Source organism: Pseudomonadota bacterium (genome assembly GCA_039024915.1).
GTDB lineage: Bacteria > Pseudomonadota > Alphaproteobacteria > Rhizobiales > MH13 > MH13.
Genome location: JBCCPK010000001.1, coordinates 430,804 through 453,293 on the forward strand (window position 1 = coordinate 430,804; position 22,490 = coordinate 453,293).

General features: G+C 58.7%; 17 protein-coding genes. 6 read left to right on the top strand and 11 right to left on the bottom strand.

The window, feature by feature from the left end; genetic code table 11:
* Window positions 1-56: 56 nt before the first annotated feature.
* The 4 genes from AAF739_02070 to mscL all read right to left on the bottom strand — a co-directional run bounded on the left by AAF739_02070 (window position 57) and on the right by mscL (window position 3,757).
* Window positions 57-698 carry a response regulator gene (locus AAF739_02070; GenBank protein MEM6381433.1) on the bottom strand — a complete coding sequence of 214 codons (642 nt, stop codon included), beginning with the start codon at window positions 696-698 and terminating at the stop codon, window positions 57-59.
* The gene (locus AAF739_02075) at window positions 698-1,933 is read right to left on the bottom strand and encodes a PAS domain S-box protein (protein MEM6381434.1); all 1,236 of its coding nucleotides are present in this window, start codon (window positions 1,931-1,933) and stop codon (window positions 698-700) included. Before AAF739_02075 ends, AAF739_02070 begins: the two co-directional genes overlap by 1 nt.
* Window positions 1,934-2,013: 80 nt before the next feature.
* Window positions 2,014-3,231, bottom strand: a complete 1,218-nt coding sequence (locus AAF739_02080; GenBank protein MEM6381435.1) for a pyridoxal phosphate-dependent aminotransferase — start codon at window positions 3,229-3,231, stop codon at window positions 2,014-2,016.
* A gap of 103 nt (window positions 3,232-3,334) precedes the next feature.
* Window positions 3,335-3,757 carry a large conductance mechanosensitive channel protein MscL gene (mscL, locus tag AAF739_02085; GenBank protein MEM6381436.1) on the bottom strand — a complete coding sequence of 141 codons (423 nt, stop codon included), beginning with the start codon at window positions 3,755-3,757 and terminating at the stop codon, window positions 3,335-3,337.
* Between the two features lie 425 nt (window positions 3,758-4,182).
* Between mscL and AAF739_02090 the strand changes: the two genes are divergently transcribed.
* On the top strand, window positions 4,183-7,590 hold the full coding sequence (locus AAF739_02090; protein ID MEM6381437.1) for a PAS domain-containing hybrid sensor histidine kinase/response regulator: 3,408 nt from the start codon (window positions 4,183-4,185) through the stop codon (window positions 7,588-7,590).
* A gap of 50 nt (window positions 7,591-7,640) precedes the next feature.
* Here the strand turns inward: AAF739_02090 and AAF739_02095 are convergent, their stop codons facing one another.
* Together AAF739_02095 and AAF739_02100 are read right to left on the bottom strand one after the other, a co-directional pair.
* The gene (locus tag AAF739_02095; GenBank protein MEM6381438.1) at window positions 7,641-8,318 is read right to left on the bottom strand and encodes a response regulator transcription factor; all 678 of its coding nucleotides are present in this window, start codon (window positions 8,316-8,318) and stop codon (window positions 7,641-7,643) included.
* A 151-nt stretch (window positions 8,319-8,469) separates the two neighbouring features.
* Window positions 8,470-8,799 (bottom strand): hypothetical protein, encoded by a 330-nt coding sequence (locus tag AAF739_02100; protein MEM6381439.1) that lies wholly within the window; start codon window positions 8,797-8,799, stop codon window positions 8,470-8,472.
* 81 nt (window positions 8,800-8,880) lie between these two features.
* Here AAF739_02100 and AAF739_02105 point away from each other — a divergent pair, with 81 nt between their 5' ends.
* Both AAF739_02105 and AAF739_02110 read left to right on the top strand, forming a co-directional pair.
* Window positions 8,881-9,870: an alpha/beta hydrolase gene (locus AAF739_02105; GenBank protein MEM6381440.1), complete on the top strand. Its 990-nt coding sequence runs from the start codon at window positions 8,881-8,883 to the stop codon at window positions 9,868-9,870.
* Window positions 9,867-10,760, top strand: coding sequence for a thioesterase family protein (locus tag AAF739_02110; GenBank protein ID MEM6381441.1), 894 nt, complete (start codon window positions 9,867-9,869; stop codon window positions 10,758-10,760). Before AAF739_02105 ends, AAF739_02110 begins: the two co-directional genes overlap by 4 nt.
* On the opposite strand, the gene AAF739_02115 is transcribed toward AAF739_02110, so the two are convergent.
* Window positions 10,748-11,227 (bottom strand): hypothetical protein, encoded by a 480-nt coding sequence (locus AAF739_02115; GenBank protein ID MEM6381442.1) that lies wholly within the window; start codon window positions 11,225-11,227, stop codon window positions 10,748-10,750. The genes AAF739_02110 and AAF739_02115 overlap by 13 nt on opposite strands.
* Before the next feature lie 139 nt (window positions 11,228-11,366).
* Between AAF739_02115 and AAF739_02120 the strand changes: the two genes are divergently transcribed.
* Window positions 11,367-13,910, top strand: a complete 2,544-nt coding sequence (locus AAF739_02120; GenBank protein MEM6381443.1) for a ligase-associated DNA damage response DEXH box helicase — start codon at window positions 11,367-11,369, stop codon at window positions 13,908-13,910.
* A 21-nt stretch (window positions 13,911-13,931) separates the two neighbouring features.
* Window positions 13,932-14,666 carry a ligase-associated DNA damage response endonuclease PdeM gene (gene pdeM / locus AAF739_02125; protein ID MEM6381444.1) on the top strand — a complete coding sequence of 245 codons (735 nt, stop codon included), beginning with the start codon at window positions 13,932-13,934 and terminating at the stop codon, window positions 14,664-14,666.
* A gap of 9 nt (window positions 14,667-14,675) precedes the next feature.
* On the opposite strand, the gene AAF739_02130 is transcribed toward pdeM, so the two are convergent.
* The 4 genes from AAF739_02130 to AAF739_02145 all read right to left on the bottom strand — a co-directional run bounded on the left by AAF739_02130 (window position 14,676) and on the right by AAF739_02145 (window position 21,571).
* Window positions 14,676-15,134 (bottom strand): DUF3429 domain-containing protein, encoded by a 459-nt coding sequence (locus AAF739_02130; GenBank protein ID MEM6381445.1) that lies wholly within the window; start codon window positions 15,132-15,134, stop codon window positions 14,676-14,678.
* A gap of 59 nt (window positions 15,135-15,193) precedes the next feature.
* Window positions 15,194-16,003, bottom strand: coding sequence for a TIGR02186 family protein (locus AAF739_02135; GenBank protein ID MEM6381446.1), 810 nt, complete (start codon window positions 16,001-16,003; stop codon window positions 15,194-15,196).
* Entirely contained in the window at window positions 16,000-16,920 is a 921-nt protein-coding gene (locus AAF739_02140; protein MEM6381447.1) for a sulfite exporter TauE/SafE family protein, read from the bottom strand. The genes AAF739_02135 and AAF739_02140 overlap by 4 nt, the downstream gene beginning before the upstream one ends.
* Before the next feature lie 163 nt (window positions 16,921-17,083).
* Complete coding sequence (locus AAF739_02145; protein ID MEM6381448.1) at window positions 17,084-21,571, bottom strand: peptidoglycan-binding protein; 4,488 nt, start codon at window positions 21,569-21,571, stop codon at window positions 17,084-17,086.
* Window positions 21,572-21,991: 420 nt separating this feature from the next.
* Here AAF739_02145 and AAF739_02150 point away from each other — a divergent pair, with 420 nt between their 5' ends.
* Entirely contained in the window at window positions 21,992-22,426 is a 435-nt protein-coding gene (locus AAF739_02150) for a MerR family DNA-binding transcriptional regulator (GenBank protein MEM6381449.1), read from the top strand.
* Window positions 22,427-22,490 lie beyond the last annotated feature (64 nt).

Genomic DNA, 22,490 nt, shown 5'->3' on the forward strand with positions numbered 1-22,490 from the left:
GCTCAGGAATTAGGGCAAGCGCTTAGCGCATACTTCGTACAGGCGATTACGTGCACCTAGCGAGCGTCGTCACCTGTTGTCATCGACCCAGACAAGACGATCCGGACAAGATCTGCAGCGTTTTTGGCGCCGAGCTTTTCCATAATGCGTGCTCGGTGCACTTCGATCGTCCTTGGCGAGATACCCAAGGTGCGACCGGCTTCCTTGTTTGATGCGCCGGCGGTAATCTGCTCGAGAACTTCACGCTCACGAGGCGTGAGCAATTGCAGATCGGGGTGCTCGACGACGTTTGCCTGATCGTTTTCCAGGCGAGCCTTCACCGTCTTGATACCCTCACGAACCCGCTGGACAACGGTCTCGGCATCGAACGGCTTTTCGATGAAGTCAAACGCGCCTGATTTGACCGCAGAGACTGCCATCGGGATATCGCCCTGGCCGGAGATGATGAAGACCGGCGCCCTGTATGTATCGGGGCTGATCGATTTGAGTATCTCCATCCCAGATCGTCCGGGCATATGAACGTCGAGAAGGACGCATGCCTGCGGGAGGTTCGGCAGAGCGCCGAGGAATGCATCACCGCAATCGAAGGTTTCGACATCGAACCCTTCAAGCGAGAAAACCACGGACAGCGCATCGCGAACTGCTGGGTCATCATCAACGATGAAAACGGCGTTCTCGGCATTCATTGAGCGGGCCATCATTGTCGGCCTCCTGAGGTTTGACGTTTGCGAAAAAACGATGCGCCGGCCATTGTTACCGCGCTTGGCGCATCGCCTACTTGTTCGGGAAGTGTGGTGCTGGTGGGTAGTTCGGTGCGCGGTAACTTTAAGAAAAAACGAGCTCCTGATAGGTGCCCGGGTGCGGGCTTGCCGCCGGGGTCGACCGTGAGGTCGCCGCCATGGTTTTGTGCGATGGATCGGGAGATTGACAGCCCGAGGCCCATTCCTGTGCGTTTGGAAGTCGAAAACGCCTTGAACAGCCGCTCATGGACTTCCTGCGGAATTCCTGGACCTGAATCTTCGACAACGACGCTTACGAAGTGCTTGTCAGCCTCCGCAGAGATTCTCACGTGTGGATCAAGGCTGCCACGGACAGCTTCGAAGGCATTGCGCAGCAAGTTGACCATCACCTGCTGAACTTGGACCGGGTCGGCCTCAACAGTTGGAAGCTCATCCGAGAGCGTCACATCAATGCGGATACCTTCCGAATTCGTCCCAACGCGGGTCAGTTCGAGTGTCTCATCAAGCAGCTGGAACAGGTGAACTGTGCGGCGATCGGGCTCACGCTTTTCAACAAAGTGTCGCATCCGCTGAATGATGTTGCCCGCCCGCTCAGCTTCGCGCTTAGCCTTTTCGATCGTCTCGAGCAGCATCGGATCTTTCGGGCCATCACCATTCAACGCGTGCATACGCCGTGTGACCGCCTGCAAATAAAGCATCACCGCTGTAAGCGGCTGGTTGAGTTCGTGCGCAACCGCAGAGCCCATTTCATCCATCGCAGAGACGCGAGCTAGGTGAACAAGTTCAGCCTGAAGCTGGTTCACTCGACGTTCGACCGCTTTGCGCGGACGCAAATCACGCAAGATACCAACAAACTGACGACCCTCAGGCGTGAGCGCCTCGCCAACGGATAGCTCAAGGGGAAATTCGCTACCATCCCTATGCCGGCCACTCACTTCACGACCGATCCCAATGATCCTCTTCTCACCCGTGTTCATATAATGATGAACATAATCATCATGCTTGGACGAATAATCAGTCGGCATCAGCATCGATACATTGCGGCCAACAACTTCCACGGATGCATACCCAAACAGCTGTTCACAGGCAGAATTGAAGACAAGAATCTTCATTTCGTCGTTGATGAGGATGACCCCATCAACGGCGGTATCGAGAAGACTGTCGAGGCGTACCTCTGAAACCGATTTGGGCATTATCGCCCTTTCCTCAGCGCGCTGAGGGTTAAATTGCCATATTCAAACCGGTTTGAAAACGTGCCTATAGGTTCAAATGACTAGGGATTTGTTCTAATCCAACCGGCCAAGCCATTGGCCACATCGGCGATTTGAGCGGGATCCCGCGCGAAACACAGACGCAGAAATGGCTCGCCGCCCGGGCCGAATGCAGTGCCCGGCGCTAAGCCAATTCTAAGATCGTCCACCAATCTACGTGCAAGCGCGCTCGTGTCGTCCTGCCCGTGCACCCTGAAAAACAGGTAAAACGCGCCGTCGGGAGCACTGACTTCCACACTGTTGAGTGGACTGAGAGCATCGACAAGCGCTTGGCGATTGAGCGTCGCCCGGTCAATCTGCGTCGAGATAAACGCATCGCCCTCATCGAGCGCAACACAAGCGGCGCGCTGCATGAATGCAGCCACCCCGGAGGTTGAGTACTGGATCAGGTTTTCCACGATCTGCCCCATGTGGCTCGGTGCCTCGACCCAGCCAACCCGCCAGCCCGTCATCGCCCAATTCTTTGACATCGTGTTGACGTAAATCACCCGCGATGATTGCGGGGCAACGTCCTTGAAAGAGGGCGCACGCATCGGATCGGAGCCTTCAAGCGCCGCACCTCCGTACACGAAGCGTGCGTAGATCTCATCGGCGATTATCCACAGGTCGTGTTCTTCGGCGAGGTCGTGGATTGCTTTCAGCGTTTGCTTATCCGCGACCCACCCGGTGGGATTGGAGGGCGAATTGATGAAGATTGCGCGCGCGCGCTCATCACGCGCCGCCAGCGCGATAGCATCAAGGTCCGGAGTGAACCGACCTTCCTGAAATGGCATCGGGATCTCAGCGACATGAACCCCCCGCACGCCAGCGGACGTGACGATGTTTGGCCAAGCCGGGGAGGGAACGATGAGGCTATCACCCGGGTCCAAGACCATTTGAACCGCGATCTGAATGGCCTGCATTCCCGAACCCGTTACAAAAAACCGATCAGGGTCATGTGGCGTTCCAATCAATCGGCCCATGTACCGGGCCAAGGCAGCGCGAAGTTCCGGTAAGCCTCTTTGCCAAGTGTAGAATGTTTCTCCCGCTTCAAGGCTTTCCGCAGCGGCCTTTCGAATGAAAGCGGGTGTTGGCAGATCGCCCTCACCTGCCCAAAGCGGCATAATACCTTGTCTTGCCCGACCATAATTCATGATCCCGACAATGCCGCTTGGCGGGGTCCGCAATGCAATGCTGGCGGCGTCTGGCTGAGTGGAAGGCGTGGGGGAGGTCATGGCCATGAAGCAAGCCCGGTCGTACTGATGCTGTCCAAAGAAAAAGCGGGCCGCAAGGGCCCGCGATCAATCTTATCGCACGTCTGCGAAAGTTGCGAGATGCTAGGGCCTAATTGACCTGCTTGGCCATAAGGTCGCGTATTTCGGTCAGAAGCGTTTCTTCTTTTGAGGGCTCGGGCGGTGCCTCGGGCGCTTCTTCTTCCTTGCGCTTCATGTTGTTTACACCCTTGACCACCAGGAACAGTATGAACGCGATGATGAGGAAATTGACGACCGCCGTGATGAAGCTGCCATAAGCGAGGACGGCTCCCTGCTCTTTGGCAGCATCCAAGGTCGACGCATCGACCGCGGAAGACAAGCCAAGGAAATAGTTGGAGAAGTCGAGGCCGCCAAAAATTGACCCAACGATCGGCATGATGACATCGTCAACCATCGACGACACGATTGTACCAAAGGCGCCACCAATGATAACGCCGATTGCCAAGTCGAGCACGTTGCCCTTCATGGCAAATTCTTTGAATTCCTTAAGCACGCAACCGCTCCTGCTTTGTGTTCGGTGGTAAAACTGTCGGCGGCTTCGTTTGTACGCACGCACCGCGTAAAATCGTGATGCGAAACAGTACGGAGCAACCATGACCTTGAAAAGCGCAAATCGTTGGTAATTGCGCATGAATATGCGGCCGCTTATGCGGCATACAGCCATCAAGTGAGCATACCAAATCAATCGACAACTTGCGCGGAAACCGGTTCGGGCGGTACGCTATCGCCTGAAATGTTGGTGAGATTTTCATACGGTCAGCGGGCACGGCGGGGCCCGTTTGGCTTGGAGGCGTCGGCTTGGTTCCCAGTTGGTTAGCCCTAGCGGCCGCGCTCCTGTATATCGGCTTGCTTTTCTGGCTCGCGAGCTACGGTGACAAGAGAGCGGCGCGGAACCCCATCAGGCGTCCGCGACCGACGATGTATGCCTTGGCGCTAGCTATTTATTGCACAAGCTGGACCTTTTTCGGGTCAGTCGGACTGGCGGCGGTCAGCGGGCTCGACTTCCTTACAATCTACATAGGCCCGATTTTGATCCTCACACTCGCGGCACCCTTACTGCGTCATGTGATTGCGCTTTCAAAAGCAGAAAAGATCACCTCGGTCGCTGACTTTTTGTCGGCTCGCTATGGCAAGAACGGGAGCGTTGCTGCGCTTGCGGCGATCATCTCATTTATTGGGGTGGTTCCGTACATTGCGCTCCAGTTGAAGGCTGTCTCGAGCTCCGTAGGGCTATTCTTCCTCCCGCCGGCTGTGGAGCTTAACCCGACCTTCGTTTCGGATACCGCGTTCTTGATCGCTCTGGCCCTGGCTGCGTTTGCAATCCTATTTGGCACACGAACGGTGGATGCAAGCGAACATCAAGATGGGTTGATGTTGGCGATTGCAACCGAGTCGGTGGTAAAGCTCGTCGCGTTTGTGATTGTCGGTGCCTTCGTAACCTTCAGCATGTTCGATGGGTTCGGCGACCTCGTCAATCAAGCCGCTGAGGCAGGTGCTTTGGCGCCGATCACAAGCTCAATTTCCGGTGGAAGTTTCATTGCCATGACGTTTCTGAGCGCATGCGCAGTGATGCTACTGCCGCGGCAGTTTCACATTCTGGTCGTCGAGAACAATCACCCTGCGGAACTGCAGAGGGCCCGCTGGTTGTTTCCAGCGTACCTGATCGCCATCAACATTTTCGTGCTGCCCATAGCGCTCGCAGGCAAGATCCTGCTTGGCGGACAGATGGATCCGGACCTCTTTGTTCTGGGCCTGCCGATGAGCGTTGACGCGCAAGCGATCGCTTTGATCGGCTTCATAGGTGGTCTTTCGGCGGCAACCGCGATGGTCATCGTGGCGTGCGTTGCGTTGTCAATCATGATCAGCAACGACCTTGTCATGCCATTTGTCGTTCGTCAGCGCGCCGCGAGCGGGCAGCCCCACGAGTTGGGACGGTTGGTCATCAACATTCGGCGCGCCGCGATCGTCGCAATCGTTTTGTTGTCGTATGTCTATTACCGCGTTGCCGGCGGCACGGCGGCGTTGGCCGATATCGGTCTGCTTTCCTTTGCAGCGATCGCGCAGATGGCCCCACCCTTCTTCATTGGCCTGGTTTGGAAGCGTGGGACTGCGCGTGGCGCGGTGGCGGGGATGCTGGCGGGTTTGGCTGTATGGACTTACACGCTGCTCGTTCCCAACCTCATCGCCTCGGGCGCGCTACCGGGCGGACTACTGGAAAGTGGGCCGTTTGGCCTGATGTTCTTGCATCCGCAGCAGCTGTTCACGATTGCATTCGATCCGCTAACCCATGGCGTCTTCTGGAGCATGGTTGCGAACATCGGCGCGTACTTCCTTGTATCTCTTGCGCGGCGACCTGAACCTATTGAGCGGCTCCAAGCGCAAATCTTCGTGCCGTCAGACCTCTCTCCGACACCCGCGCTGCGCATGGCCCGTACGAAGGTGAACATTGCCGAGCTGCAGGCGACCGTTGCGCGTTACCTGGGCGAAGAAAGGACGCGACGGTCCTTTCAGAGTTTCGCGCAGGAAAAAGGTGCTCGCCTGCTCCCGTCCAGCGAAGCCGATATTCACGCGTTGCGCTTCGCAGAGCAGCTGCTAGCCAGTGCGATCGGCGCTGCGTCCTCGCGGCTTGTCATGACGCTGATGCTACGCCGTCATCAAACCTCCTCTCGAGAGGCGATGAAACTGCTCGATGAAGCCAGCTCGGCTATCCAATACAATCGGGACCTGTTGCAAACCGCACTCGATCAAGTGCGACAGGGCATTTCGGTGTACGACCGCGACCTCAATCTGATCTGCTGGAACCGGCAGTTTCGCGATTTGCTCGGCGTACCACCCGAGCTTGGACAGGTGGGAACGTCGCTGCACACGATATTGCGACACATCGCGGAGGCCGGCGGTTTCGGACCGGGTAGCCCCAGTCGGTTGGTGGACGCGCGCATCGAGCGGATGGTGCTGGACATGACCACCTTTACCGAAACCCTTCATCCGTCTGGATTGGTTCTGGAAGTGCGGACCAACCCGATGCCCGACGGCGGCATCGTGACGACCTTCACCGACATCACGGAAAGGGAACGCGCCGCCGAAGATCTTGCGCAGATCAACGAGGATCTCGAACAACGGGTCAGAGACCGCACGGAGGAACTGACCGCAGTCAACCAGGAGCTCGATCGCGCCCGGCAGGTCGCTGAAAGTGCCAACATTTCAAAGACACGGTTTCTAGCAGCAGCAAGTCACGATATCCTTCAACCACTGAATGCGGCACGCCTCTACACCTCGACGCTCACAGCAACTGACCTCCCCGGTGCAGCAAACAAGCAAGCTCAAAACATCGATCGGTCGCTGCTCGCCGTCGAGGATATCCTTGGCGCGCTTCTGGACATATCGAGGCTTGATGCTGGCGTTATGAAGCCTGATCCCAGCATTTTCCCGCTGCAGGACATGTTTGATCAGCTCGAGTTGGAATTTGGACCAATCGCGCGCGAGAAAGGGTTGCGGCTCTGCTTTGTTAAAAGCTCCCTCGCGATCCGTACCGACCGCAGCCTGTTCAAGCGGGTGCTGCAAAATCTGGTTTCCAACGCCATTAAGTACACCAAAGATGGCGGCGTGGTTGTGGGTGTTCGCCGACGCGGCAAGCCTGGCGTCGTCGCGACCTATGACACCGGGATCGGTATGTCAGAACGCGAACAGCGGGTCGTCTTTGAGGAGTTCAAGCGCCTCGACGACGGTGCGCGGACCGCAGGTGGTCTTGGGCTTGGCCTATCGATCGTCGATCGGATTGCGCAGGTTCTCGATCTCGATATCTCCGTTGCGTCAAAGCAAGGGAAAGGATCGTGTTTTGCAGTAAAGCTCCCGCAAACGGTCGAACTACCTCTCCCGGCTCCGGCAAGCGACATACCGCGGCTGTCGACCGCATCATCGCCCGGGCGCAACGCTGATCTCGCAGGCATGGTGGTCTTTTGTATCGACAATGAGCGGGCAATACTTGATGGGATGCAAGGACTTTTGAGCCGTTGGGGCGCGATCTCGGTCGTCGGTGCCACAGCACAGGACCTGAAGGCGGAAGCTGCAAATGCCCAGCTCAGGCCAGACGTCATCTTGGCCGATTTCCATCTTGACGAGGGCACAGGCATTGAGGCGGTCAAAGCACTGCGCTGGACATTTGGCGCCAGCGTCCCTGCTATTTTGATCACCGCGGATAGGTCTGAAGAAACAAAAACACAGGCCGAGCGTGTCGGCATGAATATCCTGCACAAGCCGATTAAACCGGCTGCACTGAGAGGCCTTTTAGCGAAGTATCGCGCCGTAGACCCGGCGGCCGCAGAATAGACTGCGCCCCCAGGTCAGAGTTATCGATGGTAACCGCAAGGTACGTGCGACTAGTGCGCCAGCTCAGCGACGGCATCCTGCCAATTGCCCATCTCGATGCGCGAAGCAGCGATGACGGCCTGAGTACGACTTTCGACGTTCAGCTTTTGCAGGATCGCAGAAACATGCGCCTTCACCGTCGCTTCGGAAACGCCGAGTTCATAAGCGATCTGCTTGTTGAGCAAGCCCTGGCTGAGCATCATAAGGACGCGCACCTGTTGGGGCGTTAGCGAAGACAAGCGCTTGGCTAGCGCTGCCGCCTCGTCATCGTCTGGAGCATTTGCGAGGTCGAGACCGCGCGGCGTCCAGATATCACCCGCAAGGATCGCTTCGATTCCTTCGGAAATCTCCTCAACAGGAAGTGACTTGGGCATGAACCCGGCGGCACCAAAATCAAGGGCGCGACGAATGATGGCTTGATCTTCGGTTGCGGAGACGATGCAAACCGGAACCGCTGGATACTGGGCTCGCAAATACATCAGACCAGAGAAGCCTTGAACGCCCGGCATGTTCAGATCGAGCAGGATAAGGTCGACATCATCGCCTGCCTGCAACTGCGCGGTGACAGCATCGATATCGCCTGCCTCTGAGATAGCAGCACCCGGAAACTGGGTTGCCACCGTTATCTTCAACGCATCGCGAAACAGCGGATGGTCGTCGGCGATGATGAAATGCTGGCCAGTTGACATTGATGATTGCCCCCGATTTGAGCGGCAGCCCGATTACGCGCCGCTTTCTATTGAAACCGTTTTCGGCATCATTCCGATTGTGACAGTAATTTCAAGCCCTATGCACCTTTAGTAGGCATTCTTGCGTATCAGAAAGTGCTAAACTAGCTGCCTACTCCTTGGGCAGCGAGGACAACCGGGCCCGAAGAGACTGCCAGCGCAAGAGCAACCAAACAACTGCAACTGCATTGCCCAGCAAACAAAGTGCGGCGATCCATAAGGCAGTTGCCGCGCGCCAGCCGTCCGCAAATGCGATAATGACAGCGAAAAGAACAAAACCCAGGTAGAGATCGAAAAGCGAAACAACACCCCAGGGATCGCTGGCGATCGCCGAGAAGCTCTCCAGAAAGTTGGCGGATGTTGACGCCCAGACCACAAGGCCAATGAACACAACACCGAGGGTGGCAATGGTAATGGGCCATATCAGCTGTGATTTTGGCATTTCGGAGCCTTGTGGGTTTTGACTTCCTCAGCAGTGTTTTACGAAGGCGATGCTATTTGGTTTGTTGAGAAGTAGCCGTGCATGACTGAAACACCCGACGCGGTTTCCGAGCCGCCATCCGCATTCAGCGCCTGCCATGGTGTGGCTGCCGCCCGAAACCCGTTCGATCCCTCTTTGGTTTCTAAAGAAACTGAGACCTTCAATCAGAGCTTGCTTGAAACGCTCTCCGCGCTCGCTGATCCATGGGCGAGCCCGCCCCACATTATCCGAAAGGCGCGCGCGGAGGGCAAAGGACCATTCCCGCTGGAACCTAAGCTTGAGGCTGCTCAATGGATAGAAAAGGACGGCGTCCGACTGAGGGTGATCGCACCGGATGTGGGTGAACCGCGCGGTGTTTTCCTTCACATCCACGGCGGGGGATGGATGTACGGGCAGGCTGATTTTCAGGACCCGATGTTGGCGCGCTTTGCCAACGCAACCGGCTTTTTGTGCGCAAGCGTCGCCTACCGCCTCGCGCCAGAACACCCCTTCCCCGCTGCACCAGACGATTGCATGACCGCAGCACTTTGGGCCTTTTCAAAGGGGCTGCCAGTTGTCCTTGGCGGCGAATCGGCGGGGGCAAACCTTGCAGTCCTGACCGCACTTGGGCTACGCGAGCGCCGCCTCGATGCTGCGGGCCTTGTCCTGCTTGCGGGGTGTTTTGACCTGTCTTTAACGCCGTCGGCACGCAGCTGGGGCTCTGACAAGCTGGTGCTCAATACCCGGGATATAAGCCTGTTTGCGGCAAACTATGTGCCAGCTTTCATAGAGCCGCGCAGCCCAGCTGTGTCCCCGCTTTACGCGTCCCTCGAAGGACTGCCGCCATGTTTCATCAGCGTTGGGACCGCCGACCCGCTGCTGGACGACAGCCTGTTTCTGCACAGCCGTCTTTGTGCAGCTGGCGTACGCTCGGAGCTTGCTGTCGCGCCAGGCGGCTGCCATGTGTTCCACGTTTATGATTTGCAGATCTCGCGAGAGGCCGAGACTGCCACACACGCTTTCATCGATACGCTGGTAGATACAACACCATGATAGGGCCCATCGAGACGCTTCGCGACACCGCAAACAGTTGGGAGTGCGACGAGAACGATCATATCAATATCAAGTCCTATGCGCGTCGGTTCGACGATGCTGTGCGGGCCTTTCTGGTTGAAGCGCGCTGGCAGATACCGCATCGCACCTCCCGGCTGATCCGCTTTCATGCCGAATTGCGAGGCGGCGAACCGGTCAACGGTACGACGGCGATCGTCGCGATCGACGGTGGACAAGTGGCGCTCGAACACCGGCTGTACGCCAGCCACAGAATGGTGAACGGCGAACCACTGCTGTCCGCAACAGCGCTTGACTTGTTGCCAGATGTCGAGCGCGAAGACCTTTCGGCGTTTGATCTAACGTCTGCAAGCGCAGATGCTCTGCCCAAAACCGGAGGATTGGACGCCAACCAAACCCTCCATGTGAGCGGGCTGGATCGGCTACCGGTTACCTATAAGGGGGTTGTGCCAAACGACGCGTTCGGGCCAGAGGCGGAAAGTACCAACGGTCCCAGGCTAAATGACCATTACCTGGTGGGCATCATTTCTGATGCTGCCACCCATATTTGGGCGGAAGCAGGTGCAACCGACGACTGGCTGCGAGAGCGGGGCTGGGGTCGCGCAGCGGTCCAATTGAGACTTCGCTACGGCACGCGGCCCCAAGCCGGAGATGTCGTCGACATCCGCAGCGCTATCGTAGCGTTCACGCGCAAGACGGTGAGTTATCGTCACCTGATCGTCAATCAGATGACCGAGACGGTTATCGCCGAAGCGACCATAACCAGCCTCATGCTTGACCTGTCGGCTAGACGGGCCATGCCGTGGCCCGATGAAAACCTGAAGCACCTGCACCAAAAAGTCGCCGAATTTGATGAGAGCTACTCGAGCTGATCGGCGGAAGGATTTTGTTGAATGTCGTCTCGCAAGCGGTGCACCATACCAAAAAAGCGACGCATAACTTCTTCAGCAGTATCCATCACAACATCAATTTCCTGATCGCTGGGGAGACCCATCCTCGACGCAATTTCATTGTCGGGAGCCCGATCTTGACCGGCACTCGCAACAACCTGTTCGAGCTGGTCGACTTCGGCACGCAGCCGTTCGTTCTCGGTATCCAGACGATTGATCTCGGCCTCGTATGCGAGACGATCATCGGGCGACAGGCGGCAGACCCATCCGATATCTTCGTTTCGACACTGTGAAACGTCGCCCGTGCGTCGATTGATCCGCAAAAGCCCGTCGTCAGTCTGCACAACGTGGAACTGGTCGTCGGCAAGAGGTTCTGTGACAAGTTGAGCTTGCGCACCGGTGGCAAGCAAGGCCGTACTAGCCCATATCAAGACTACGGAAGTTCGCATCTTACGCTGGCACATGGCAGCCCCTCTTGCCGCGGACAGGAATCAATATGAACGTAACGGCAAACACTGTATGAGAATGCCGAGCGACAGCCAAGCGCCCAGTTCATCGTTCGGCAGCAACGTTAACAGCGACCGTGCAATGCTGGCATCGGCTATGCCGCCAGCTTTCTCGCAATGGTTTTCGTCGCGCGGATGGGAACCCCGACCACACCAGCTCGCTCTGCTTGCCCACGCGAGCAAGCAACGCGATACGCTGCTTATCGCCCCGACCGGCGCTGGAAAAACCCTAGCGGGCTTTCTTCCATCTCTCACCGATGTGGCGGACCGCATCGAGCGCGGACCGAAGCAAAGACGGCACGAGCTACACACTCTGTACATCTCGCCGCTTAAGGCGCTGGCGGTTGATGTGGCGCGCAATCTGACTCAGCCCGCGGAAGAGATGGGCCTCAATCTGCGCATTGAGACGCGGACAGGCGATACGCCCGCCTCCCGGCGGCAGCGCCAGAAGCGCAATCCGCCCGATATCATGCTGACAACCCCGGAGCAGTTGGCACTCCTGTTATCGCATGTCGACGCCGATCGCTTTTTTGGAAACGTCAAACGCGTCATCTTCGATGAACTGCATGCGCTGGTGACATCCAAGCGCGGCGATCTCCTCGCGCTCGGACTTGCTCGCTTGCGCCAGCTCGCGCCCAACCTCACCGCGACCGGACTATCGGCCACCGTTGCCGACCCTGAGGCACTCGCCGGCTGGCTGGTGCCGCAATCGGGCGGTGCAACGCATACCGCTGAGATCGTCACGGTGGCAGGCGGGGCGAAGCCGGATATCTCGATCCTCGACAGCGAACAACGCCTGCCATGGGCTGGCCATATGGCCCGTTACGCGATGGGCGAGGTGCTCAAAGCCGTCAAGGATCACCGCACGACGCTTATTTTCGTCAATACCCGGTCGCAGGCGGAGCTGATCTTTCGCGAGTTGTGGGCGATCAACGAGGAAAGCCTGCCAATCGCCTTGCACCATGGCTCGCTCGATGTGGGGCAGCGCCGGAAAGTCGAACAGGCGATGGCGCAAAACGCGCTTAAAGCCGTCGTGGCGACGTCCACGCTCGACCTTGGGATCGATTGGGGCGATGTCGATCTTGTCATTCACATGGGGGCACCAAAAGGTGCCAGCCGCTTGGCCCAACGCATCGGCCGCTCCAACCATCGGATGGACGAACCTTCAAAGGCGATTTTGGTTCCAGCGAACCGCTTCGAGGTACTGGAGTGCCGCGCAGCGCTCAAAGCTAACTACGACCGCGCCCAGGATACGCCGCCGATCCGTGACGGCGCCCTGGATGTTCTTGCGCAGCATATTGTGGGTATGGCGTGCGCGGATGCGTTCGAAACCCAAGATCTCTATGCGGAGGTCAGGTCGGCCTACCCTTATCGCCTTCTGACGTTTGAAGCTTTCGAACGGGTTGTCGAGTTTTGCGCCACCGGTGGCTATGCACTGAAGACCTATGAGCGCTATGCGCGCATCCGCAAGCGCAAGGACGGCAAGTGGCGCATCTCCAACCCCGACGTCGCGCAGCAGTATCGGCTCAACGCCGGAACAATCGTCGATGTTCCAGTGCTCAACGTGAAGCTGGTTTCGGCCCAACAAGCAGCACAACGATCGAAAGGTGCGCTCCGCGGCGGACGAATTCTCGGCCAGGTCGAAGAGTACTTTCTTGAAACCCTTGTGCCGGGCGACAGCTTTCTGTTCGGCGGCGAGGTCGTGAAACTGGAGGGCATCCACGAGGAAGACGCGCTGGTTTCGCGGACGACGACCGAGACCCCAAAGATTCCCTACTACGCGGGCGGAAAGTTCCCGCTATCGACCTACCTTGCCAGTGAAGTTCGCCGGACATTGGCCACGCCGGACGACTGGCACCTTCTTCCCGATCAGGTAGGTGACTGGTTGCGCATGCAAAACGACAAGTCTGCCCTTCCCGGCCGTGATGGGCTGTTGGTGGAGACCTTTCCACGCGGCGGACGGCACTATTTGATCTGCTACCCATTCGAGGGCCGCCTTGCTCACCAGACGCTGGGCATGCTGTTGACCCGGCGCATGGAACGCATGCGCGCCAAGCCTCTTGGATTCGTTGGCACCGACTATGCACTGGGCATTTGGGGTCTTGCCGACTTTGGCGAGATGATCACCGATAAGCGGATGCGGCTCGATGACCTTTTTGCGCAATCGATGCTTGGCGATGACCTCGAAGAGTGGATGGGCGAGAGCTACCTGCTCAAGCGGACCTTCAGGGCCTGTGCCCTTATCTCGGGACTGATCGAACGGCGCCATCCCGGTAAAGAAAAATCAGGTCGGCAAGTGACCGTTTCAACCGACTTGATCTATGACGTGCTTCGCCAGCACGAGCCGGATCATATCCTGTTGCAAGCGACATGGGCCGATGCGGCGACCGGGCTTCTCGACATTGCTCGACTGGGAACTATGCTTGCGCGGATTGAGGGTCGAATCACCCATCAACGCCTTGAACGCATTTCGCCATTAGCGGTTCCGATCATGCTCGAAGTGGGCCGTGAACCTGTTTATGGCGAAGCGCGCGATCAGGTGCTTGAAGATGCCGAAGCGATGATCGACGAGGCAATGGGAGACAACCAAGCAATCCGGCGACCGCCGATTTTTCTCGGCGCGTGATACCTTTGGAGGCGTGAGGCGATGGCTGCGTGGATGCAGCAGCAGGCTGAGCACGATACAGATACAAGCGCGCGTGTTGATCTCGATTACGCCCAGTTTGTCGCAGACCGGGCGGGCGCGCTGTACTGGCCTGATCAACAAACGTTGATCGTTGCCGACCTGCACCTTGAAAAAGGCTCATCATTCGCCCGCTTCCGCACGCATCTTCCGCCCTACGATACGGCAGCAACGCTTCGCCAACTGGCCAGTCTGATTGAGATTTATGCGCCACGAACAGTCATTGCACTCGGTGATAGCGTTCATGACCGGACGGCATGGGAACGGCTATCAAAGACTGACCGTGAGCAGCTGGTAGGGTTGATTGCGACAACCACAGACTGGATCTGGATTACCGGCAACCATGACCCGGAGCCACCATCAGGAGTTGGTGGGCAAAGCCTTGACGCGATCACCGTCGGCCCCGTCGTCATGCGGCATCATCCCGGTGGCATTCTCGCGGCGGATCAGATGGAACTGGCCGGGCATCTTCACCCCGCCGCACGGGTCATAGGTCGCGGGGGATCCGCCCGGCGCCCTGCGTTTGCCACCGACGGGCGGCGGATGATCCTGCCCGCGTTTGGTGCCTACGCAGGGGGCCTGTGCCTGTCGGCGAAACCGTTCCGCCCCCTCTTCGAAGCCGAGACCTTCACCGCCTACGTTTGCGGTCGCTCGCGGGTCTTCGTTGTGCCCGGCAAGCGTGTTCTTGGTTGGACGTGACGGTCTTCGCTAGACAATCGTTAGAACCGCTAAGACGGTCAGTAGCGAACACACGATCGCGGTCAGCAGGATCCGCAATGTTGGGTACCAGTCCGGTGCGCCGTCCCGAGTTGCGTCACCCGCATCCCACGCTCCCTGCGCTGCAAACGCCATGGCGAGTAGGACCAGCCCGGGGAACGCGGGGAGAAGAAGCGCAACCCAGCCCAATAGCGATGGAACGACGGATACGGAAAGGCGCGCATCACGCCGCGCAGCATCGGCTAACAGCAGCCCTAAACCCCATCGGATACCGGCAAGAAACGAAAGAATGACGGCGCCGTATGCCAACGTCGACTGTAAGGCGAAGGGTGCGCTAACCGGGCCGATACCACCTGATGCATAGGTCATAACACCACCGGCGAAAGGTAAAGCGCCGGACAAGCCGAGCCACAGGGGTGCACGGGGTACCGACGCAAGATCGAACTTCATGGATTCACTCAGCTTGGATGGTGACGATATTGGCCCGCCGCGACAGTCGTTGAGCTAAGTCATGAGCGACGAAACACAACCCCACCCAACCAACCGGTGAACAGTGCGAGCACAACGGCGAGAAGGCCATACACGACGGGCTGACCTTGCGAAGCCGAAAATATGAATTGCTCAAAACCGGTCTTGCGCACGAGGATCGCAACCTCGTCTTCCGCCAGCAGCACGCCACCGGAGAACAGAAAAACGCGAACCGTGAAGTTGCCCAATGGGACGTCCGCCGGAAACGTTGCGCGCGCCCGAAAAAGCTGGTTGTTTATGATCTCAACGGCCTCCGGGCGCGCGGCATAAATCTCGTTTTCAGTCTGAAGGCGCAAAAAGGCACGGCCGAAAACGCCTTCCCGGCTTGCCGCTGAAATCACCGACCCCAACCCCTCAGCCTGATCGTCCGTGCCCTCTTCGTCATCGTTTTGCGCCGCGACAAGCAGATGCTCTATTCCGATCTGAAAGCGCCGCAACAGGTTAGGATGGGCAATCTCTTGAACAGGTCGGTTTGATAGCACCGAATAAGCGCTCGGCACATTCTCGAACGTTTCGGCCTCGCGGTTGATCCAGACACCGAGAACGCGGTCTTTCCGACGAGTAATCGCATCAACCGTCGGACCAGTGACGGTTACGACCACATCGTAGTCAGAAGCGCGGGGCACGGTGGCGGCATCGCGTAGCACCGCACCGAAGACGGTGATTGCCGACCCCGTGAAGTTGGAGGTGATGTCAACGGTGCGCTCAGACAACGTTACAAGAAGATCCTCAGCTTTGCCGGACGTACAAAGCAAGCAAACGCAAACAATCGATAAGACGAACCGGATCATCTCAGCACCTGCGCGACTGAGAAAAGATCGACCGGTTGGACGACCAAATCGACCAGGAAACGCACGCCCACCGACAAGATGAGGAGAGCAAGGAGCAGCCTTAGCTGTTCACCTTTCAGTTTTTGACCGGCGGACACGCCGAACTGGGCCCCAATCACACCGCCGACCATTAAGATAAAGCCCAAAACGATGTCGACCGAACCCGTTGTCAGCGCATGAAGGATCGTGGCGACCGCCATGGTGACCAGAATCTGCACAAGCGAGGTACCGATGACGACGGTTCCAGGTACGCGCAGAAGGTAGATCAGCGCAGGCACCATGATGAACCCGCCACCGATGCCGAGAATAGCGCCAATGAAACCGATCGACATGCCCAGCGCGACGATGGGAATGACAGAAATATACAGGCGCGACTTTTTGAACGCGACTTTCAGCGGAAGCGCCTGCGCAATGCCGCGTTTGCGTGGACGTGGAGCGGACACCTGGCGTCCTGATTTTCCTCGCCAAATGGCCCTACTGGCCTCGATCAGCATCAGCCCGCCCACGGCGCCCAGAAAGAGCATGTAGGATACGGAGATGATCAGATCGAGCTGGCCAAGGTCGCGCAAAACGCTGAACAGCCAGACCCCGATGGCAGATCCTGCAATACCCCCGGACAGCAGAACACCCGCAAGCTTAAAATCGACGCCGCCTTTGCGCCAGTAACTCAAAACGCCGGAGGTGGATGAGGCGACGACCTGAGACGTGACCGTTGCGACGGCGACCGCTGGAGGAATGCCCGAAAAGATCAGCAAAGGCGTCAAAAGGAAACCGCCACCAACCCCGAAAAGACCGGACACAAAGCCGACCGCCCCCCCCATGCCCAAGATAATGAACATGTTTACGGCCAGTTCGGCGATGGGCAGATAAATCTGCATGGGGTTTGATCGCGTCCGCGGAGGTCAAGATGCGGCTACGCACCCGCTATGCGTTCCGTGTGTCGTGTATGGCGTGCGGTGCCGTAACCGGTCAATCGGGCGGGATACGCACATCTAACCACCAGATAAGAGCGCTGTGCGACACGGTTTTGGTAAATTTGCTCTAGAGTTGTGAGCCCTCACGCAATGCATTCAGCAGAGCGGCATCGATCTGTTCGGAGTCACCGAGACCCGCCGACTGCCGGAACGCCCGAACCGCCTCGCTTGTCCGCGGACCCACGAGGCCATCCGCCGGACCCGGATCATAGCCGCGCTCGGCCAAAAGACTCTGGGCAATCGCCACCATATCGCGCGTCGCACTTGCTTCAGCGCGCGCGGGGACGTCGTCATCCCATCCGCCTTCAGGCTGCGGAACGGCTATGGCAGCAGAGGCGACTGGAATGGCCTGCCAGCTTTCCGTCCGCGCGGTGGCCAGCGCAAGAGCTTCCTGACCCAGAACTGCTGCGACCTCATCGCGCCGGGCAACCGCTTCTTCGTCTCCGGCAAGTGCGGCGAGCGCGAACCACTGATAGGACCGCATCAGATCGCGCTCGACGCCCATACCCCGCGCAAACAGGACCGCCAGGTTGAACTGGCTATCAGACAGACCACGTGAGGCTGCGGGCTCGAACCACGCTGCTGCCCGTTGAAAATCAGGGCCATCAACCCCGGTTACAGGCCCGCTGCGCCCTTCAGCTGCCATCACAGCGAGGTTATGCATCGCACGCGGATTGCCGGCCATGGCAGCCAATTCGTACCAAGCGATGGCAGCTTCCGGGCTCCGCTCGACGCCCCTGCCCTGCTCGTAGAACGTCGCAAGCCGGTAAGCGGCAGGAACAATGCCTTGCTCAGCAGCCTGACCATACCAATAGGCGGCTGCCGCAAAGTCTTGCGCTACAAATCGGCCTTCGGTGTAGCGTACAGCGATCTCAAACTGCGCAGCCGGGTCGCCGCCGGCCGCCGCCACACGCAGGCGCGGCGAACCGATTGCTTCGGGCAAGGAGTCAGCCACCGATGTCGGCAGCGCGGGTGGCGTCAGCCCAGACAGGGGCCCCATGCCATTGCTTGACGCGGTTTCGGCGGTCGGAGCATCGGCTGGAACGGCGTCAGCATCTTGCGCGCTTTGGACGGACGCATTCGTAGGATCAAGCGCGGCTTCACCGTCTCCGGCAACACCAGGCGTCACATCCATCACCGGCGTTTCACCACGCTGAAAGCCTTCACTCAATTCAGTGTTTTCTGTCGTTTCCGCTTCGAGTGCCGCGAGCGCGCCTTCGGCTGCCGCATTGGCAGATACAGCGCCTTCCGATGCTGCGGCAGCCACGTCGGTGACCGGCGAACTTTCTTCGGGGCCAACGACCCGGACGCCCGTTTCTTGTGTTGTCGTGCCAACACTTGGGGAAAGCGGTGCGACAACCGTGTCGTTTCGGCTGCCCGTCACAAAGAAACCTGCCAAAAGCAAGGTCACCCCAATCACAAACAGGCCAATGGCGACGGTTGCGGCACGGGATAGAGGGCGCTTTGGAGTGCCAGATTTGTCTTTTGGCTTTTGCTCTTTTCTAAACTTGCCCTTGAAGGCGGTGGCAACCGAACCATCGTCTTTCGGCATGGCAACGCCGGTTTCGGGATCGACGTCTGCATCGGGGCTATGGCCTGCGCCTACATCGGCCTCATCGTGCGTATCAGGCTTTTTCCAGGTCTGATGGCCATCGGCGGTCATGCCCGGCTCGATGCGCTCGCCGTCGGCTTTGGTCCCGCCACCGCCATCAAGTGCGTTCAGTCTGGCAACCGCATCGGAGGCGGCAACGCTCCCCGGTTCAGCACCAGAGGCAGCCTGCAGCGCTGCGGCCTGGGCTGCTCGGCGCGCGGCGGCAATAAAGCTTGCGCGCTGGGCACCACTTTCATCGGCCAAACCCTTTTTGGCCTGCTTTGCTGCTGCTCGTTTCTCCGCGCGCGTTTGACGCGGCTCGGCACGTTCGGCTGCGCCTTCCAGGTCGGACGGCTCCCCGTCAGCATCCATGGCCCCCGACAATTGCCTCAAAAGGTCTTGGGCATCGCCAGGTTGTTGAACGGCCGGCGCTGGTGCGGCTGCTTCAACCGCCGCCTCTGGATGCTCCGGGCTGACCACTTCGGCGTGCATCGGCGCACTTGGAGCATCGTAAGAAACGTCTGAAACAACCGCTGGCTTGGCCGGTGCTGCGGCCTGGCGACTTTGCTGTGCAAGGCTGAGAGCCGCCTTATCGTCCGACTCGAGGTTCTCGATCCGGGCGATCACCGTTTCAAGCGCGTTTTGGACGGAGCCCAGTGTCTCGTGCAGGCGACGATCTTGCTCCCCAGCGGACTGGCGCAGCCCAACAAGTTCAGCCCGCAGCTCTCCGACCTCGGGAGACGAGACCACAGCGGGTGTTGGGGCCGGTGCCTGCGCGCGCATCTGACCGAAGCCAATTTGGATCTGACGCGCCACCTCATCGGAAAGCATCGTACTTTCCGAATTTTGGCTTGATGCACCAAGCGCATCGATGCGGCTCGACAGGGCCTGAATCTGATTCTCGATCGCTGGCAGCATGGCAGCGTTGCCACTTTGCCGGGCGGCGTCAAAATTGTCGGCGAGCTGCCGAACTTGGTCAGCGATCGCCTGCTGCAGATCGTTATTGGTGCCGAGCTCAACGCTCGCACGAACGCGCGACAACTCACCGCTCAGCTCACGCACTTCGTCGCGGCTGATCATACCTGCTTCGTCGTAACGCCTATTCAGGTCGACAATGTGCTGCTCTAGCTGAGCCAACCCTTCATCGGCACGCGGACCGGGCATGGAGGAGATGAGCTTTTCGATACGTGCAGCAATTGCATCGATGATCGGACCGTCTTCCGCGGAAATTGCCTGGTAAATGGCATCGACTTTGCTGTCCAACTTACCGAAATGGGGCTCGAGCCGCGCCTCAACCGCATCAACCAACGCGTCGCCGTTGGGCATCGCGGCGATGCAGGCGTCGACCCGCTCGTTCAAAACGTGCACTGCCGTCGTCAGCCGAACATTGGTGTCGTCCTCCTGGAGGGCCGTCACGCGCCCCGTTAAATCCAGAAGGGCCTGCTCGATCTCGCGAACGGGAATCGTATTGGTGAACGTATCCACCTGGCGGGAGAGCGCGGCCACCTGGCGCACCACTTCCGACTGATCGGCAAGGTTCCCGCCGAGCGCTTCAAGCCGCTGATTGAGGGCATCAATCTGCTCGCCATATCCACCAGTCGCTTGCTCGATGCGGTCAATCGCTCCAAGTCGATTGTCGAAGAACGACATATCAACGGGCGATGGTGAGGTATCGCGCACTTCGTCGCGTATCGTGTCCAGAGCACTGTGCAATGCGCCGATCTCGTCGCGAAAGCGGCTCAGCTGACTGAGTTCGCTTTGGATAGCGTCCAGCCGCTCGGCTGTCTGATCGCTACCGGTATCCGGTGAAGAAAGCGCTTCGATCCTGGCTTCAAGCGCCACCAAGCGCTCGACAATCGCTCCGATAGAATCCTGCATCGCATCGGGGCTCATGCCGCGTGCCAATTGCGAGACTTCTTCCAGCGCTGCGGTTATCCGGGCCTGATCGGTCTGCCCATCGCTCTCAAGACGCGAGAGCGCACTGCGCATCTCATCGAGGACAGCACCAGTCCCGCTCTGGCTCAGCGTGTCCAGCGCCTCTCGCAAGCCTGTCACTTCGCTGTACAGCGCGTCGACTTTCTCGTCGGCGGTGCCATCTCCCTTCAGGCCGTCCAGGCGCTGAAGGATATGGTGGTAGCCCTCTTCAAGCGATCGGATTGCGTCCGGGGTCGGCATATGCGCCAAGGTTTGCTGCACGGCACCGATTTGTGCCTCCAGCTTGGAAAGCCCATCGCTTTGATCAATGTCGACGGGCTGACCTTGCTCCATCAGTCGCTGCTCGAGAGCGGCAACCTGCGACTGTAGCGTCGGCAGAACCTCAAGCGCTGGCAGGGCACGGCTTGCCAAGTTGGCCTGCTGCTCCGCACTGGACTGGGCAAGCGATCGGACGTCGGCAAGTGCATCGGTCAGCCGGGCAAACTGCGCATCAAGATGGGCGGTGGTGTCAATTTGCGGTACGGTCGGTGGTGCAGGCATCTGCGCGGCGGGCGCCACGTCAGGCTGGTATCGCGGCTGCGGCTGCGGCTCGTCGGCAGCAAAGACATCGGGTTCCCCGGCCCCACTGTCCAATTCCCGCTTTCTGCGGCGCAAGGCTTCCAACGGATCGTAATCGCGATCCTGGGCAGCGGTCGGCACATCCGGAGCCACTTGCTGATGTATTTGGGACTCATCGGCAACCGGCAACGGGGCAGGCAGATCGGCGTGCTGCGGGTTCTCCGTCGGCTCGGGCGCGGCCGGCGCAAGACCGCCATTTCCGGTGACCTTGTTCTCCAGGCTTTCGATATTCTTGGCAATCGCGGCGAGACGAGACTGAAGGTCAGGCCCGGGCTGCTGGCTGGGGGCGACAAATCCATCATCGATCTGCGCGCTGGCGCCAGGCGACGTCGCCCAGTCGTCCGTGGACTGGGTTTGCGGGGCGGTTGCTGGCGACTGGTTTGCGGGCGCTTGGCCGAGGACGTTTTGCATCCAATCGCCAACCGTTGGCGTTCGCGGCGACGCCGAAACAGGCGCTTCCTGCGATTTGTGATGCCTAGAAATTCGGGATTGCTGAACCATCCCTACCCCAACTGTTCCATAACAAGCCGAAAGCCGCCGGACCTTCGACCGAAGCGCTTTGCGGCAAACTGCGACGAACATGGTAAACGTGGGGTAAACGTTTCCGGGCAGTAAACGCATCACGATGGGCCATTCACGACCTTGACGTAAGCTGGTTTACGTCCATTATACATCTTATAGTTGTATTTTTTGTTTGCGCTCGCAAAGCGTCCTTGCGAGCGATTGGTACCGGACCGGAGGCAAATCCCGTGCCGCTGCGTCGGCTCCTAAGCTGAACCCACGGCTGGCTGGACAGGCTGAGCCGCAACCATTAGCCAGAAGGAATTCGCAATGAGACCTTTGGAACCCATGCCGTCAGTCGAAGCCGGACCCGTTGAGACCGAATACGCCATCGGCGAACTAGCGCGTGAGTTTGATCTGACCTTGCGCACCTTGCGCTTTTACGAAGACAGAGGCCTGCTCCGCCCGCGGCGCGTTGGAATGCAGCGCATTTATTCGCGACGTGACCGGGCTCGGCTGAAACTGATCGTAATGGGCAAGAAGGTTGGGTTTTCGCTTCATGAGATCGGAGAGATGCTCGATCTGTACGATCTCAAGGACGGCCAAGCTGGACAACTCATCACAGCCCGCGATCGCTTCCTTGGGCAGATTAATGTCCTGGAGAACCAAAAGCAGGAAATCGAGAGAGCGATCGGCGAACTGCAGCGGACCGTTGAAGTGGTAACGGGCATGTTGAAGGCCAAACAAGAGAACGAAGCGGCTTAGCCCTCAGGGATACCGTCGGCGTCACCTCCGGCGGTCACGCAGGTTCAAATTGCCGAGAGTTCCG

Coding starts and splice junctions, on each gene's coding strand:
- AAF739_02150 (MEM6381449.1), top strand. CDS start 21,992: ATGAGACCTTTGGAACCCATGCCGTCAGTCGAAGCCGGACCCGTTGAG.
- AAF739_02115 (MEM6381442.1), bottom strand. CDS start 11,227: ATGCGAACTTCCGTAGTCTTGATATGGGCTAGTACGGCCTTGCTTGCC.
- pdeM (MEM6381444.1), top strand. CDS start 13,932: ATGGCTGCGTGGATGCAGCAGCAGGCTGAGCACGATACAGATACAAGC.
- AAF739_02120 (MEM6381443.1), top strand. CDS start 11,367: ATGCTGGCATCGGCTATGCCGCCAGCTTTCTCGCAATGGTTTTCGTCG.
- AAF739_02140 (MEM6381447.1), bottom strand. CDS start 16,920: ATGCAGATTTATCTGCCCATCGCCGAACTGGCCGTAAACATGTTCATT.
- AAF739_02090 (MEM6381437.1), top strand. CDS start 4,183: ATGTATGCCTTGGCGCTAGCTATTTATTGCACAAGCTGGACCTTTTTC.
- AAF739_02145 (MEM6381448.1), bottom strand. CDS start 21,571: ATGCAAAACGTCCTCGGCCAAGCGCCCGCAAACCAGTCGCCAGCAACC.
- AAF739_02135 (MEM6381446.1), bottom strand. CDS start 16,003: ATGATCCGGTTCGTCTTATCGATTGTTTGCGTTTGCTTGCTTTGTACG.
- AAF739_02070 (MEM6381433.1), bottom strand. CDS start 698: ATGGCCCGCTCAATGAATGCCGAGAACGCCGTTTTCATCGTTGATGAT.
- AAF739_02105 (MEM6381440.1), top strand. CDS start 8,881: ATGACTGAAACACCCGACGCGGTTTCCGAGCCGCCATCCGCATTCAGC.
- AAF739_02110 (MEM6381441.1), top strand. CDS start 9,867: ATGATAGGGCCCATCGAGACGCTTCGCGACACCGCAAACAGTTGGGAG.
- AAF739_02080 (MEM6381435.1), bottom strand. CDS start 3,231: ATGGCCATGACCTCCCCCACGCCTTCCACTCAGCCAGACGCCGCCAGC.
- AAF739_02075 (MEM6381434.1), bottom strand. CDS start 1,933: ATGCCCAAATCGGTTTCAGAGGTACGCCTCGACAGTCTTCTCGATACC.
- AAF739_02095 (MEM6381438.1), bottom strand. CDS start 8,318: ATGTCAACTGGCCAGCATTTCATCATCGCCGACGACCATCCGCTGTTT.
- AAF739_02100 (MEM6381439.1), bottom strand. CDS start 8,799: ATGCCAAAATCACAGCTGATATGGCCCATTACCATTGCCACCCTCGGT.
- AAF739_02130 (MEM6381445.1), bottom strand. CDS start 15,134: ATGAAGTTCGATCTTGCGTCGGTACCCCGTGCACCCCTGTGGCTCGGC.